The 14,412-nt window shown below is 53.9% G+C and carries 14 protein-coding genes; 6 read left to right on the forward strand and 8 right to left on the reverse strand.

Annotated elements, in window-relative coordinates:
* Positions 1-40: 40 nt before the first annotated feature.
* Together J4650_RS01180 and gapA are read right to left on the reverse strand one after the other, a co-directional pair.
* Positions 41-925, reverse strand: a complete 885-nt coding sequence (locus J4650_RS01180; protein ID WP_000608660.1) for a D-hexose-6-phosphate mutarotase — start codon at positions 923-925, stop codon at positions 41-43.
* A 333-nt stretch (positions 926-1,258) separates the two neighbouring features.
* On the reverse strand, positions 1,259-2,254 hold the full coding sequence (gene gapA, locus J4650_RS01185) for a glyceraldehyde-3-phosphate dehydrogenase (protein ID WP_000153505.1): 996 nt from the start codon (positions 2,252-2,254) through the stop codon (positions 1,259-1,261).
* A gap of 341 nt (positions 2,255-2,595) precedes the next feature.
* On the opposite strand from gapA, the gene msrB reads away from it, so the two are divergent.
* Both msrB and J4650_RS01195 read left to right on the forward strand, forming a co-directional pair.
* Positions 2,596-3,009, forward strand: coding sequence for a peptide-methionine (R)-S-oxide reductase MsrB (gene msrB, locus J4650_RS01190; RefSeq protein WP_001519539.1), 414 nt, complete (start codon positions 2,596-2,598; stop codon positions 3,007-3,009).
* A 41-nt stretch (positions 3,010-3,050) separates the two neighbouring features.
* Complete coding sequence (locus tag J4650_RS01195; RefSeq protein ID WP_001046864.1) at positions 3,051-3,329, forward strand: YeaC family protein; 279 nt, start codon at positions 3,051-3,053, stop codon at positions 3,327-3,329.
* Positions 3,330-3,680: 351 nt separating this feature from the next.
* Here J4650_RS01195 and pncA read toward each other — a convergent pair whose 3' ends face one another.
* The 3 genes from pncA to sppA all read right to left on the reverse strand — a co-directional run bounded on the left by pncA (position 3,681) and on the right by sppA (position 7,332).
* Positions 3,681-4,337 (reverse strand): bifunctional nicotinamidase/pyrazinamidase, encoded by a 657-nt coding sequence (gene pncA, locus J4650_RS01200; RefSeq protein ID WP_023993745.1) that lies wholly within the window; start codon positions 4,335-4,337, stop codon positions 3,681-3,683.
* Positions 4,338-4,363: 26 nt separating this feature from the next.
* The gene (gene ansA / locus J4650_RS01205; protein ID WP_001170134.1) at positions 4,364-5,380 is read right to left on the reverse strand and encodes an asparaginase; all 1,017 of its coding nucleotides are present in this window, start codon (positions 5,378-5,380) and stop codon (positions 4,364-4,366) included.
* A gap of 95 nt (positions 5,381-5,475) precedes the next feature.
* Complete coding sequence (gene sppA / locus J4650_RS01210; RefSeq protein ID WP_023993746.1) at positions 5,476-7,332, reverse strand: signal peptide peptidase SppA; 1,857 nt, start codon at positions 7,330-7,332, stop codon at positions 5,476-5,478.
* A 173-nt stretch (positions 7,333-7,505) separates the two neighbouring features.
* On the opposite strand from sppA, the gene J4650_RS01215 reads away from it, so the two are divergent.
* The 3 genes from J4650_RS01215 to topB all read left to right on the forward strand — a co-directional run bounded on the left by J4650_RS01215 (position 7,506) and on the right by topB (position 11,172).
* Positions 7,506-8,057: an NAD(P)H nitroreductase gene (locus J4650_RS01215; RefSeq protein ID WP_023202065.1), complete on the forward strand. Its 552-nt coding sequence runs from the start codon at positions 7,506-7,508 to the stop codon at positions 8,055-8,057.
* A 117-nt stretch (positions 8,058-8,174) separates the two neighbouring features.
* Positions 8,175-9,218: a selenide, water dikinase SelD gene (gene selD / locus J4650_RS01220; protein WP_001294900.1), complete on the forward strand. Its 1,044-nt coding sequence runs from the start codon at positions 8,175-8,177 to the stop codon at positions 9,216-9,218.
* Between the two features lie 4 nt (positions 9,219-9,222).
* Positions 9,223-11,172 carry a DNA topoisomerase III gene (topB, locus tag J4650_RS01225; protein WP_124234954.1) on the forward strand — a complete coding sequence of 650 codons (1,950 nt, stop codon included), beginning with the start codon at positions 9,223-9,225 and terminating at the stop codon, positions 11,170-11,172.
* A 29-nt stretch (positions 11,173-11,201) separates the two neighbouring features.
* On the opposite strand, the gene gdhA is transcribed toward topB, so the two are convergent.
* A complete protein-coding gene (gene gdhA / locus J4650_RS01230) occupies positions 11,202-12,545 on the reverse strand; it encodes an NADP-specific glutamate dehydrogenase (protein ID WP_000372865.1) in 1,344 nt (447 codons plus the stop codon).
* A 238-nt stretch (positions 12,546-12,783) separates the two neighbouring features.
* On the opposite strand from gdhA, the gene J4650_RS01235 reads away from it, so the two are divergent.
* Positions 12,784-13,059, forward strand: a complete 276-nt coding sequence (locus tag J4650_RS01235; protein WP_001254683.1) for a YnjH family protein — start codon at positions 12,784-12,786, stop codon at positions 13,057-13,059.
* Here J4650_RS01235 and J4650_RS01240 read toward each other — a convergent pair.
* Both J4650_RS01240 and xthA read right to left on the reverse strand, forming a co-directional pair.
* Positions 13,019-13,435 (reverse strand): pyrimidine (deoxy)nucleoside triphosphate diphosphatase, encoded by a 417-nt coding sequence (locus J4650_RS01240; protein WP_000592146.1) that lies wholly within the window; start codon positions 13,433-13,435, stop codon positions 13,019-13,021. The two genes, J4650_RS01235 and J4650_RS01240, sit on opposite strands and share 41 nt — an antisense overlap.
* Positions 13,436-13,507: 72 nt before the next feature.
* Complete coding sequence (xthA, locus tag J4650_RS01245; protein WP_000673951.1) at positions 13,508-14,314, reverse strand: exodeoxyribonuclease III; 807 nt, start codon at positions 14,312-14,314, stop codon at positions 13,508-13,510.
* Positions 14,315-14,412: the final 98 nt, after the last annotated feature.

A 14,412-nucleotide genomic window follows, 5' to 3' on the forward strand; every position in this document is an offset into this window, starting at 1 on the left:
GCCTTTCAGATCCTATAGCAACGCCGTTATCCATTCACTTTTAGCGTTTAGCGACGCAGATAGTCTGCGCCAGACGAGAGGGTTTTTCTTCTGTGGCTTGTTGCGGCGCAGTAGCGTAAACCGTTTCAACGCAGACAAACGTTTTATAGCCGTCATCCGGCATGTCGCCCATGCTGACGGACAACGCCGGGCCAGGGTTCCAGCCTACGACGTTAAGGTGATGGTGGTGGACCACATCAATCGTGCGGTTTAATGTCGCATCGTGGATCACGCTACATGCTTCAGGATTGAGGTAAACGCGATCGGTACGGTCCGGAAAGGTTTGTATACCGCCGGCCAGGACACCTTCTTTAGCGTCGTTAACTTTATCAATAAACCGATCGCCGAGTCCGCTGACCTTAACGTTGGCGATGTCGCCAACGTTAAAATAGCTGTGGAGCGCGGATGTGGTTGCAAACTCGCCATGCGCTTCCAGTTCAATTTCACAGGTTTTGCCCACTTTAAAACGTGCCAGCAGCGTGAAATCGTGCGGCCAGTATTTCCGGGTGGCCTCACTGCTTTGCAGCTCAAATGTCAGCATTACGCCATTATCATCTTCATTATGCGCTTTTAGCGCCCACGGTAGATTACGCGCAAAGCCGTGTGACGGTAGACCCTGTTGAGCCGCAGGTCCAAACCAGGGCCAGCAGATCGGTACACCGCCGCGTAGCGCCACGCCGGTTTTGAAAGGCGTATTATTACTGAGCCACAATACCTCTTCCTCGCCAACGGGTTTCCAGGAGAGAAGGTGCGCGCCCTGTAATGCAAAAGAGGCTTTAACCTGCGGATGGTCAACGACGATCAGATCCAGGTCATCAAGCTGACGACGGGAAAGGACAGGGGTAAGCTGTTCGATAACCGGGAGGGCAAAAATTTTATTAATCATTACGCAATCCTCTAACCCTAAATAATTCGAGTTGCATGACAAGGCGCTTGTGCCTTGACCAGTGCTTGCGCTGGCCCGTAGAGGCCAGGCCGCAGGCCGAGTAACGCGGCAAGTGAACGACAAATTCATCGGGAACGAATTTGAACAACCGTAGGTCATCTCCGGCCAGGGACATGGACATCCCTGATTCATCCCGATAAGTTCGACTTCCGTCAGTGATTCGGGTGAGAAAGCATAGCCAACACACCTGCAACTTGAAGTATGACGGGTATATCTTTAAGCAAAAAAAAGAGCGACCTGAGTCGCTCTTACCAATGACTGTGTCATCTCAACTTATTTGGAGATGTGAGCAATCAGGTCCAGTACTTTGTTGGAGTAACCGGTTTCGTTATCGTACCAGGAGACCAGTTTCACGAAGTTGTCGTTCAGCGCGATGCCTGCTTTAGCATCGAACACGGAAGTGCATACTTCGCCGTTGAAATCGGTAGATACAACGTCGTCTTCGGTGTAACCCAGAACGCCTTTCATTTCGCCTTCGGCAGCAGCTTTAACAGCAGCTTTGATCTGCTCGTAGGTAGCCGCTTTTTCCAGACGAACGGTCAGGTCAACAACGGATACGTTCGGAGTCGGAACGCGGAACGCCATACCAGTCAGTTTGCCATTCAGTTCCGGCAGTACTTTACCTACCGCTTTAGCAGCGCCAGTAGAGGACGGGATGATGTTCTGAGATGCGCCGCGGCCGCCGCGCCAGTCTTTGTGAGACGGGCCGTCAACGGTTTTCTGGGTTGCGGTAGTCGCGTGAACAGTAGTCATCAGACCTTCGATGATGCCGAAGTTGTCGTTGATAACTTTAGCCAGCGGCGCCAGGCAGTTGGTGGTGCAGGAAGCGTTGGAAACGATGTCCTGGCCTTCGTATTTGTCAAAGTTAGCGCCTTTAACAAACATTGGGGTGTTGTCTTTAGACGGACCCGTCAGAACCACTTTTTTCGCGCCAGCGGTGATGTGTTTACGCGCGGTTTCGTCAGTCAGGAAGATACCGGTAGCTTCAGCCACTACGTCAACACCAACTTCGTCCCATTTCAGGTTAGCCGGATCGCGTTCAGCGGTAACACGGATTTTTTTACCGTTAACGATCAGATGACCGTCTTTCACTTCAACAGTACCGTCGAAACGGCCGTGAGTGGAGTCATATTTCAGCATGTATGCCATGTACTCTGCGTCTAACAGGTCGTTGATTGCAACGATCTCGATGTCAGAACGTTTCTGAGCAGCACGGAAAACAATGCGACCGATACGGCCAAAACCGTTGATACCTACTTTGATAGTCATATATTCCACCAGCTATTTGTTAGTGAATAAAAGGTTGCCTGTAAAATTACAAAAACCTTACGCAGCGTCAAGCGGAATCGTGTCAATCATTGCGACAAATCAATCCTCTGCACAACCTTTGCGCGGCTGATTCGCCTCACTCTTCCTTTCGGCTTGAAACCACATGGGGGCGCCGCCCCGAATTTTAAAGGGCAACCGAGATAATAATGTGACATCAGTCACGATTCGTGAGCCGCCATTTCGCAATGATCAAGTTTAGAACAAAAGTTGGTACTGAGGTGTTAATGTTTTGTTAGAATCGGTCAGGCAATGTGAGCACGTTTAAAGTGAGATGTGAGCAAATGGCTAACCAACCTTCAGCAGAAGAACTCAAGAAAAAATTGTCCGAAATGCAATTCTATGTGACGCAGGATCGTGGCACAGAACCGCCATTTACCGGACGCCTGCTACATAATAAACGCGATGGGGTTTATCACTGCCTGGTCTGTGATACGCCGCTTTTTCACTCCCACACCAAATACGATTCAGGCTGCGGCTGGCCTAGCTTTTACCAGCCCGTCAGCGAAGAGGCGATTCGTTACATAGACGATTTTTCTCATGGCATGCAGCGTGTCGAAATTCGTTGCGGTAACTGCGATGCGCATCTCGGACACGTTTTCCCGGACGGGCCGCAGCCAACCGGTGAGCGCTATTGCGTTAACTCGGCCTCGCTGGCCTTTTCTGACGAGAAAAACGGCGATCAACTGAAAGGCTGAAAAAACGATTCAGCAAATTATTCCACAGGAGCGGACACATCATGAATCTTGATGAGATCATTAACAGCATGACGCCGGAAGTGTATCAACGTTTATCCACCGCCGTTGAGCTGGGTAAATGGCCGGATGGCGTGGCGTTGACGCCGGAACAGAAAGAAAACAGCCTGCAACTGGTGATGCTATGGCAGGCGCGGCACAATACCGAAGCACAACATATGACGATCGATACTCACGGTCAGATGGTGATGAAAAGCAAGCAGCAGCTCAAAGCGGATTTCGGTATTACGTCAAAGCCGATTGCGACATTGAAAATGCAGTAACGGCAGCCGGATAAGAGGTAGCCGCCATCCGGCGGTTTCATTGCCAATGCGTTGTGCTTACCGGGCCTGCTCATTGCTGCCAGGCACAGGCCCGCCATATTTTTACCCATTAACGCTTAATGTACATCGAGTCCGCCAACTGTTTCGCTAACTGATTATTGTCATCGGTGCCTTATTCCCAGAACATTGCGCCAGCCAGCCCGCGCTTTTTAATCTGTTTTGTTAGAAGCGCTCTCCAGCCTGCGTTGAGCTTTGCCTGGTAGCGACGCTGACGTGACGTATCCGGCCCAAAGATCTATGCAATGGTCTCACCGTTGCGTGATGTATTGACCGGATACGATACCTGCTCCGCTACCTGGCGATAGCCTGGCCCTGCGTCTCTTCCCAGTCTGCCAGCGTATACAGCGTCGCGCCTGCCGCCGCCATCTCCATAAACGCGTGTGCGCTATCCTGCGGGTGAATATTCACGCCGCGACAGCCATCGGTGATAACGTTAACGGCATAGCCCAACTCTAGCGCATCCAGCACCGTAAATTTTACGCAGTAATCGGTCGCCAACCCCATCACGATAAGCTCGGTAACGTCATGCTCGCGAAGCCAGGTATCAAGGGTAGTTTTCTGCCGATGTTCGTTGTCAAAAAACGCGCTGTAGCTATCAATCAGCGGGTTTTCACCCTTATAGATACAGGCGTCAATCGCATGTTGGTTAAGCAGGGGATGTAACGCCGCGCCGTCGGTATGTTGAACGCAGTGATCCGGCCAGAGCGTTTGCGGCAGCCCGTCCAGCTTTCCCTGACTATAGGGTTCCGCCTGATGCTGGCTGGCGAAGCTGCCATGCTGCGCGGGATGCCAGTCCTGGCTGGCCAGCACCGGAATCTGCCGGGGCTGGCACCAGTCAATAAGAGCGTTGGCGATGTCGATGGTGCTGTCGCCTTCCGCTACAGCCAGCGCGCCGCCGGCGCAAAAGTCATTTTGCAAGTCGACCAGTAATAAGGCCCGGTTTGTCATTATCTTCTCCTTGTCGTCGGGATTTTTTAATCATCCGGCGTCAATTCACCACGCAAGTTTTGCGCCATCGCGCTACGAATCGCCTGAGTGTCCAGACCCTGGCTTAACAAATAATGCAGTTTGGTTAAGGTGGCTTCGACAGTCATATCGGCACCGCCAATCACGCCAGCGTGCGCCAGCGCATTACCGGTAGCGTACCCGCCCATATTGACTCGCCCTGACATGCATTGCGTCAGGTTAACCACCACGATGCCGCGCGAACTGGCCTCTTTCAGCTCCTGTAAAAACGCTTTATTTTGCGGCGCGTTGCCTACGCCATAAGAGCGCAGAATCAGCGCTTTTACCGGCTGACGCAGAAAGTTACGTACTACCTCGGCGGAAATCCCCGGATAAATCGTCACTACGCCTATCGGCTGCGGCGTAATAGGGTGAACGATTAATTCACCAGAACCGTAGGGTGCGGGAGGCGTATTTAAACGGCGAATGTGAATTCCTGCCTCCAGCAAGGGCGGCAGATTAGGAGAGGCAAAAGCGTCAAAACCATCCGCATGGGCTTTGGTCGTGCGATTGCCGCGGAACAGACGATTATTAAAAAACAGCGTTACTTCATTAATAGGGTAGTTGGCGGCGACATAAAGCGCATTCAGCAAATTAATTTGCCCGTCGGAGCGCAGCTCAGCCAGCGGAATTTGTGACCCTGTCACAATGACCGGTTTGCCCAGATTTTCCAGCATGAAAGAGAGCGCCGATGCGGTAAACGCCATCGTGTCGGTGCCGTGCAGAATAACAAAACCGTCATACTCATCGTAGTGCGCTTTGATATCTGCAGCGATATGCTGCCAGTCTTCCGGCGTCATATCTGATGAATCCATCAGCGGGGCATATTCATGGATGGTAAAATCCGGCATCTCCGGGCGGTGGAATTCCGGCATCAGCGCCAGCTGACGCTGAAGGTGCCCGGACACCGGGATATACCCTTTATCTGAGCGCTGCATACCGATAGTGCCGCCGGTATAGGCAACGTAAATTGATTTCTTTTGCATGATAATGTTCAGTCGTGTCGCGAAGGACGTATTAATGATTATCGGATGGCGGCTATGAGCAGACGCCGCCATCCGGTATGGCTATTGATGAAGCATTAGCGAACGTTCGCGCAAGTCAAACAGAACGCATAACGGTTTTGCGGATCGTTAAATGCCGCCAGTTTATCCCCCTCGGCCTTCACCGTGTTGGCGGCGGAAACGAGCGGCGCCGGGAGCATCGCCTGAATGGCCTCCGGCAGCATGGCGCGTACTGATCCGGTCATACTGTCCATGACCATATCAAGGACCGTCGGTTCGTCCTGATAGTAATCAAGATGCCACTGTTTCAGTTTCGCCAGCTCCGCCGCTTTGGCGACGGCGTCGTCAAAGTCGCCGAGACTGTCCACCAGACCATTGGCTTTCGCGTCTTCTCCGGTCCAGACATGGCCTTGTGCGATTTTATCAATCTGCTCCGGCGTACGCTTACGCGCGTCTGCCACCAGTGTGATAAAGCGTTTGTAGCCGTACTCAATACTGAGTTGCATCATCTGCTGCACTTCCGGTGACAGCGCTTTGGTCATCGAAATATCCGCCAGCGGCGAGGTGGAAACGCCGTCGCTGTGTACGCCAATCGACGACAGGCTGTTTTCCACCGTATTGATGACGCCGAAGATGCCAATTGAACCCGTCAGCGTGCTGGGGCTGGCCACGATATAGTTTGCCGGCGTAGAGATCCAGTAACCGCCGGAGGCCGCCATGCCGCCCATTGAGACCACCACCGGTTTGCCAGCCGCTCTTGCTGCCGCCAGTTCGGCGCGGATAACTTCGGAGGCGTTGACGCTACCGCCTGGGCTATTGACGCGCAGCACAATCGCTTTCACTTTAGGATCAAGGCGTGTGTCGCGGATCTGCGATGCCGTAGTGTCGCCGCCGACATTCCCTGGCGTTTCTTCGCCATCCATAATCGCGCCATTGGCGAAAATAACCGCAATAGTACCGCCGGTATCCGCAGGCGTTTTCAGCGAATAATCGTAATAGCTGATCGCGCGATAGTTATTTTCGGTTTTGCTCCAGCCAAACTGCTTCGTCAGCGATTTTTCAACATCTGCGCTGGAGGCGAGGGCGTCCACCAGTTTATGGTCGAGCGCATATTTGGCGGTGTCGCCGCCCACGCTAGTTAACCCGTCGATAATAGCCTGCGCGCCGGGGAAGAGTTGTTGCGGCGAAATCTGGCGATTGGCGGAAACGGTATTCAGGTAGTTCTGCCACAGTTCGCCTATCCAGCGGCTGTCGGCCTCGCGGGCGGCGGGCGACATATCGTCGCGGATAAACGGCTCGACGGCGGATTTATAGGTGCCGACCCGGAAAACGTGGGTAGAGACTTTCAGTTTATCCAGCAGCGTTTTGTAGTACAGGCCATTCGTAGCGAAGCCGTGAAGATCTACCTGACCCTGTGGGGAAAGCCAAATTTTATTGGCGAAACTGGCGAGGTAATACTGACCCTGGCTGTAGTTTTCACCCACGGCAAAAACCGGTTTGCCGCTGTCGCGGAATTCGCGCAGCGCTTTACCGATATAGCGCATTGACGGCTGATCGGCGCCGGTGAAGTTTTTCAGATCCAGAACGATACCCGTGATGTTACGGTCATCTTTCGCCTGACGAATAGCGTTGACGATGTCAAACAGGGAGTTTTCCTGCAGACGGTCGGAGCTGGCGCCAAATAACTGGCGTCCCAGCGCGCCCAGACGGTGATTGGTGGAGGGTTTATCCACAATGACGCCGGAAATATCCAGCAGCAGAGCGCCGCGCGCCGTTTGCTCACTGTTGCTGCCGTTACCGATCTGCATCCAGATCCCAACGCCCACCAGAACCAAAAAAATAAAGAACAGGTTGAGTACCATTTCACGGACGAAGTTCAACACTCGCCACGTCCATTTAAAAAATCCGGCAATAAATCGCCACAGGGTTCGCATGTATTCTCCCTATCTGAGTAACAACGCTTATACCTTGGTGAGGATAAAGCATTAAGATGTGGCTATCGTAATGACCCATCAGGCAGTTGTCAGCAGGAATCACTGCCTGCGCTGTAACAAAATCCGCTCCCGTGTTAATTTTGTGAATAAATATCATTGCTGGAGTTAATCAAATGGATGCACTAGAACTGCTGGTCAACCGTCGTAGCGCCTCTCGTCTCGCAGAACCGGCGCCTGTCGGAGAGCAATTACAGAACATTCTGCGGGCGGGAATGCGTGTTCCCGATCATAAATCTCTACAGCCGTGGCGTTTTTTTGTGATTGAAGGAGAGGGGCGCGACCGCTTCAGCGCCGTGCTTGAACGAGGCGCTGTCGCTGCCGGAGGCGATGAGAAAGCGATCGAAAAAGCGCGTAATGCGCCGTTTCGCGCGCCGCTGATCATTACCGTGGTGGCGAAATGCGAAGAAAACCATAAGGTTCCAGTGTGGGAGCAGGAGATGTCTGCCGGATGCGCGGTGATGGCGATGCAAATGGCGGCGATTGCGCAAGGGTTTAATGGTATCTGGCGTAGCGGCGCATTAACGGAGAGCGCTATCGTGCGGGAAGCCTTTGAGTGCCGCCCGCAGGATAAAATTGTTGGTTTTCTCTATCTCGGCACGCCGCAGCTCAAAGCGTCAACGACGATCAGTACCCCCGACCCCACGCCGTTTGTGCGTTATTTCTGACGCTGAGGGATAAAACTGTCTGGATTCTGAGCAAAGGCGCGGTAATTCAGACAGTGATACTTACCACATCAGGGAATGAGCGCTACCATAGCGCGAATGCAATGACAGGAGATGTCCATGAGCGAGCAAGCCATTCGTTTAACGCAATACAGCCACGGCGCTGGTTGCGGTTGTAAAATTTCCCCTAAAGTGCTGGAGACTATCCTGCATAGCGAGCAGGCGAAGTTCGTCGACCCGAACCTGCTGGTGGGTAATGAAACCCGCGATGATGCGGCGGTTTACGATCTGGGTAATGGCACCAGTATTATCAGCACCACCGACTTCTTTATGCCGATAGTCGACAACCCGTTTGATTTTGGCCGCATTGCGGCAACAAACGCCATCAGCGATATTTTTGCGATGGGCGGCAAACCGATTATGGCGATCGCGATCCTTGGCTGGCCGATTAATACCCTGTCGCCCGATATTGCGCGTGAAGTGACCGAGGGGGGGCGTTTTGCCTGCCGTCAGGCCGGTATCGCGCTGGCGGGCGGACACTCTATTGACGCCCCGGAGCCGATCTTTGGTCTCGCGGTCACAGGCGTAGTGCCGACCGAACGGGTGAAGAAAAACAGTACCGCGCAGGCGGGATGCAAACTCTTTCTGACCAAACCGTTGGGGATTGGCGTGTTGACCACCGCCGAGAAAAAATCGCTGCTTAAACCTGAACATCAGGGGCTGGCGACGGAAGTCATGTGTCGGATGAACGTTGCTGGCGCGGCGTTTGCCAATATAGACGGCGTAAAAGCTATGACTGACGTTACCGGTTTTGGCCTGCTGGGGCACCTGAGCGAGATGTGCCAGGGCGCAGGCGTGCAGGCGCTGCTTTGCTATCAGGACATCCCTAAACTGCCGGGCGTGGAAGAGTATATTGCTCTGGGCGCCGTACCGGGCGGCACAGAGCGCAACTTCGCCAGCTATGGTCATTTGATGGGCGACATGTCGCGTGAAGTTCGTAGCCTGCTGTGCGATCCGCAAACGTCAGGCGGTCTGTTGTTGGCGGTAACGCCGGACGCCGAAGACGATGTTAAAGCCACCGCGGCGGAATTTGGTATCGATCTGACCGCGATTGGCGAACTGGTCGAGGCCCGCGGCGGTCGCGCTATGGTTGAGATTCGTTAACCTGATGCGGTTGTTTATTGCCGAAAAACCGAGTCTGGGGCGCGCCATTGCGGATGTGCTGCCAAAACCGCACCGTAAAGGCGATGGTTTTATTGAGTGCGGAAACGGGCAGGTCGTCACCTGGTGTATTGGTCATTTGCTGGAACAGGCGCAGCCGGATGCGTATGACAGCCGTTATGCGCGCTGGAATCTGGCTGACCTGCCTATCGTGCCGGAAAAATGGCAGCTTCAGCCTCGTCCTTCCGTCACCAAACAGCTCAATGTGATTAAGCGCTTTTTGCATCAAGCCGGTGAAATTATTCACGCCGGCGACCCGGATCGCGAAGGGCAGCTTCTGGTTGATGAAGTGCTGGATTATCTCCAGCTTCCTGCCGAAAAGCGCCAGCAGGTGCGGCGTTGTCTGATAAACGACCTTAACCCGCAGGCGGTCGAGCGTGCTATTGACAGGATGCGGGCGAACAGCGACTTCGTGCCGCTGTGCGTCTCCGCGCTGGCGCGAGCGCGAGCGGACTGGCTGTATGGCATTAATATGACCCGCGCTTACACGATCCTGGGCCGGAATGCCGGCTATCAGGGCGTGTTATCCGTGGGACGCGTGCAGACGCCGGTACTGGGGCTGGTGGTGCGGCGAGACGAAGAGATTGAGAACTTCGTCGCCAAAGACTTCTTTGAAGTGAAGGCGCACATCGTTACGCCTGCCGACGAGCGTTTTACCGCTATCTGGCAGCCGAGCGAGGCGTGCGAACCTTATCAGGATGAAGAGGGGCGCTTGCTTCATCGTCCGCTGGCGGAGCATGTAGTGAACCGAATCAACGGTCAGCCCGCGCTGGTAACCAGTTATAATGATAAACGGGAATCAGAATCCGCGCCGCTGCCGTTTTCGCTCTCGACGCTACAGATTGAAGCCGCCAAACGCTTTGGCCTGAGCGCGCAAAACGTGCTTGATATTTGTCAGAAGCTATATGAAACCCACAAACTGATTACCTATCCGCGTTCCGACTGCCGTTATCTGCCGGAAGAACACTTTGCCGGACGGCAGGCGGTCATGAACGCGATTAGCGTCCACGCCCCGGATTTACTGCCGCAGTCTGTGGTTAATCCTGATACGCGCAATCGCTGCTGGGATGATAAAAAAGTGGATGCGCACCACGCGATTATCCCGACGGCGCGTAGTTCTTCTGTCCATCTGACGGAAAACGAAGCGAAAGTGTACACCCTGATTGCGCGTCAGTATCTGATGCAGTTCTGCCCGGACGCGGTGTTTCGTAAATGCGTTATTGAACTGGAAATCGCCAAAGGGAAATTTGTCGCCAAAGCGCGTTTTCTGGCGGAAGCCGGTTGGCGGACGTTACTGGGCAGTAAAGAGCGCGACGAGGAAAACGACGGTACGCCGCTGCCGGTTGTCGCCAAAGGTGATGAGTTGCTGTGTGAAAAGGGGGAAGTGGTCGAACGCCAAACCCAGCCGCCGCGTCATTTCACTGATGCGACATTGCTTTCCGCGATGACCGGAATTGCCCGCTTCGTGCAGGATAAAGATCTGAAAAAGATCCTGCGCGCGACCGATGGGCTGGGGACGGAAGCCACGCGCGCCGGGATTATCGAGCTGCTGTTCAAACGTAGCTTTCTGACCAAAAAAGGGCGCTACATTCATTCTACCGATGCTGGCAAAGCGTTAATACATTCGCTGCCGGAAATGGCGGCCCGTCCAGATATGACCGCGCACTGGGAATCTGTTTTGACGCAAATCAGCGAAAAGCAGTGCCGTTACCAGGATTTTATGCAACCGCTGGTCGGCACGTTATATCAGCTGATCGATCAGGCTAAGCGCACGCCGGTGAAGCGTTTCAGAGGGATAGTCGCGCCAGGCGGTGGAGAAAAGAAAAAAAGCGCGCCGCGTAAGCGAGCGGGCAAAAAAAGCCCGCCTGCTGAGGAGACAGGCCGTCAGACCGAATAAGCGTAAAGCCATCTGGCCTGACGACGGGATTAAATGACGCCCTGCGCCAGCATGGCGTCGGCGACTTTCACGAAACCGGCGATGTTGGCGCCCTGAACGTAGTTGGTATGCTTATTATCGCCGCCGTACTCGACACAGGCGTGGTGGATATCCAGCATAATGTGATGCAGACGGGCGTCCACTTTCTCGGCTTTCCAGCTCAACCGCGCGGCGTTCTGCGCCATTTCCAGCCCCGATGTCGCCACGCCGCCCGCGTTGGCGGCTTTACCCGGCGCAAACAGTACTCCCGCTTCAAGGAAGAGATCGGTCGCTTCAATCGTGGTTGGCATATTTGCCCCTTCCGCCACGGCTTTTACGCCATTGGCAATCAGTACGCGCGCGGCGTCAACGTCCAGTTCGTTCTGCGTCGCGCATGGCAGGGCGATATCCACCGGTACGCTCCAGGGCTGCTGGCCTTCCAGATAGGTTAAGCCAAACTCACGGGCGTAGTCAGCGACGCGACCGTCACGGCTGGCTTTAATTTCACACAGCCGCGCCAGCTTCTCTGGCGTGAAGCCACTTTCATCGACCACCGTCCCGCTCGAATCCGACGCGGTAACCACGCGCGCGCCAAAGGCCATCGCTTTCTCAATGGCGTATTGCGCGACGTTGCCGGAGCCGGACACGGCGACGCGCATCCCTTCAAAACCGAGACCATGACGTTTAAGCATCGCTTCGGTGAAGTAGACCAGGCCATAGCCCGTCGCCTCCGGGCGAATCAGGCTGCCGCCGAAGGAAAGCCCTTTGCCGGTGAAGACGCAGGCGCTGTTATTGGAAAGCTTGCGCATCATTCCCGCCATAAAGCCCACTTCGCGCCCGCCCACGCCGATATCCCCGGCCGGCACGTCGGTATCCGGCCCTAAATGGCGATATAGTTCAGTCATCAGCGCCTGGCAGAAACGCATCACTTCGCCTTCGCTTTTCCCTTTCGGATCGAAATCGCTGCCGCCTTTACCGCCGCCCATCGGCAACGTGGTGAGGGCATTTTTAAAGGTTTGCTCAAAGCCGAGGAACTTAAGGATGGAAAGGTTTACCGAAGGATGGAAGCGCATACCGCCTTTATAGGGGCCGATAGCAGAGTTGAACTGCACGCGCCAGGCGCGATTTACCTGCACCTGGTTTTTGTCGTCCAGCCACACTACGCGAAACTGAATTACGCGCTCTGGTTCAACCAAACGTTCCAGTAAAGACATGTGGCGGTAACGGGGGTTTTGTTCAAGAAACGGCCACAGGGTGGTCATGACTTCACGGACGGCTTGCGCGAACTCGGTTTGATGCGGGTCGCGCTTTTGTACATGGTTGAGGAACGATTCCAGAGAACATGTCTGATCCATAGATATAAAAACCTCTTATATATTAATGTGGTTGTATTTGCGTTTTATCAGAATATGTATTTGCAGTTTTCGACTATACCATCAGCAATGTGACGGTAAGCAAGAAAAAAATGACGCTGCTAAGTAAATTCATAACGGGGAGAGGGTCATAACTAAAAGCGATGACAAAAGAGGATTAAAGTTTTCACGGCGGCTTACCGTTATACTGAGAATATACTTGGAAAAATAAGGAAATCCTATGCGCCGAAGCCTCGTGGTCGCCGTGATGGCGATAATGCCAATGGTCGGGCTGGCAAACCAAAACAGTCGTCCTGATATTCAGGTGAATGTCCCGCCGGAAGTTTTCAGCACGCGCGGTCAGTCATCCCAGCCCTGCATTCAGTGCTGCGTTTACCAGGATCAGAATTACTCCGAAGGCGCGGTAATAAAAGTGGAAGGCGTCGTGCTCCAGTGCCAGCGTGACGAAAAAACCATCAGCACGAATCCGTTAGTCTGGCGTCGCGTAAAGCCATAAACGCCTGCAATAGCGGAATATCCGCCGGGGCGAGGGGGTATTCCAACGCCTCTTCCGGCGTACACCAGGCTAAGGCCTGATGTTCCAGCGCACGTATCAGACCGTTAAACGCAGGCACATGCCAGGCGTGCAAATGAATTCGTCGGCCAGACACGTCGCGTTGATGGCTGGCGATATAGACGCCGGGCGTGGCGTCAATCCCTAACTCTTCGCGTAGCTCGCGGATAAGCGCCTGCGGTTGGGTTTCGCCGGGTTCGACTTTACCGCCGGCAAACTCCCATAAACCGGCTTGATCCGCATGAACTGGGCGCTGGGCCAGCAGTATTTTGCCGTCGCGTTCAATGATGGCGGCAACAACATCGAGTTTTTTTATCATTGTCGTTAAGGTCGTTATTCCTGCCGGGAAGCGTCGCGCTATCCCGGCCTTACGGTTAATCAGAAAGCGGAATCAAACACGAAACGTCGCCCAGACCGGCGCATGGTCGGAGGGTTTTTCCATACTGCGAATGTCGTAGTCTATACCGGTTTCTGCGCAACGTTCCGCCAGCGGAGCGCTTGCCAGCAAGAGATCGATGCGCAGTCCGCGATTATCCACGAAACCTTTTGAGCGGTAATCAAACCACGAAAATTTATCCATCGTTTGCGGATTCGCCTCACGGAACGTGTCCACTAATCCCCACTTCAGTAACCGTGACATCCATTCACGCTCCTCCGGCAGGAAGGAGCATTTACCGGTACGCAGCCAGCGTTTGCGGTTCTCTTCGCCGATGCCAATATCCAGATCGGTCGGACTGATATTCATGTCGCCCATAATTAATACCGGATTATCGCACTTGAGTTCCGTTTCAAGATAGTTTTGCAAGTTCTGGTAAAACTGCGCTTTCGCGGGGAACTTCAACGGATGATCCCGGCTTTCCCCCTGCGGGAAATAGCCGTTAATGACGGTAATATTACCCAGCGGCGAGGGGATTTCCGCCATGATAATGCGGCGTTGCGCCTCTTCGCCATCATCCGGGAAACCGCGTCTGACGGAAATGGGCGTGGCTTTTGTTAGCAGCGCGACGCCGTAATGGCCTTTTTGTCCATGATAGAAAACGTTATAGCCCAGCTTCGCGACCTCTTCGAGCGGGAACATTTCGTCGTGGACTTTTGTCTCCTGTAGACCGATCACATCGGGCTGGTGTTTTTCGACAATCGCTTCAAGCTGATGGGGACGGGCGCGCAGGCCGTTGATATTAAAAGAGACAAATTTCATAGTCACTGCCACTTTGCAAGGTGAATCGTGTTGGGATGGTAGCAGAAATTTTACCGGGTGACTGCCACTCATCGTCAGATTCGGCCAATGGAAGCGTA

The sequence above is a fragment of the Salmonella sp. 32120201201600049SM genome (assembly GCF_017572835.1).
In the GTDB taxonomy this organism is placed as follows: Bacteria; Pseudomonadota; Gammaproteobacteria; order Enterobacterales; family Enterobacteriaceae; genus Salmonella; species Salmonella enterica.

Bases quoted from the DNA above. Each gene is read 5' to 3' on its own strand.
- J4650_RS01180 (WP_000608660.1), bottom strand. From the start codon at position 925: ATGATTAATAAAATTTTTGCCCTCCCGGTTATCGAACAGCTTACCCCT.
- gapA (WP_000153505.1), bottom strand. From the start codon at position 2,254: ATGACTATCAAAGTAGGTATCAACGGTTTTGGCCGTATCGGTCGCATT.
- msrB (WP_001519539.1), top strand. From the start codon at position 2,596: ATGGCTAACCAACCTTCAGCAGAAGAACTCAAGAAAAAATTGTCCGAA.
- J4650_RS01195 (WP_001046864.1), top strand. From the start codon at position 3,051: ATGAATCTTGATGAGATCATTAACAGCATGACGCCGGAAGTGTATCAA.
- pncA (WP_023993745.1), bottom strand. From the start codon at position 4,337: ATGACAAACCGGGCCTTATTACTGGTCGACTTGCAAAATGACTTTTGC.
- ansA (WP_001170134.1), bottom strand. From the start codon at position 5,380: ATGCAAAAGAAATCAATTTACGTTGCCTATACCGGCGGCACTATCGGT.
- sppA (WP_023993746.1), bottom strand. From the start codon at position 7,332: ATGCGAACCCTGTGGCGATTTATTGCCGGATTTTTTAAATGGACGTGG.
- J4650_RS01215 (WP_023202065.1), top strand. From the start codon at position 7,506: ATGGATGCACTAGAACTGCTGGTCAACCGTCGTAGCGCCTCTCGTCTC.
- selD (WP_001294900.1), top strand. From the start codon at position 8,175: ATGAGCGAGCAAGCCATTCGTTTAACGCAATACAGCCACGGCGCTGGT.
- topB (WP_124234954.1), top strand. From the start codon at position 9,223: ATGCGGTTGTTTATTGCCGAAAAACCGAGTCTGGGGCGCGCCATTGCG.
- gdhA (WP_000372865.1), bottom strand. From the start codon at position 12,545: ATGGATCAGACATGTTCTCTGGAATCGTTCCTCAACCATGTACAAAAG.
- J4650_RS01235 (WP_001254683.1), top strand. From the start codon at position 12,784: ATGCGCCGAAGCCTCGTGGTCGCCGTGATGGCGATAATGCCAATGGTC.
- J4650_RS01240 (WP_000592146.1), bottom strand. From the start codon at position 13,435: ATGATAAAAAAACTCGATGTTGTTGCCGCCATCATTGAACGCGACGGC.
- xthA (WP_000673951.1), bottom strand. From the start codon at position 14,314: ATGAAATTTGTCTCTTTTAATATCAACGGCCTGCGCGCCCGTCCCCAT.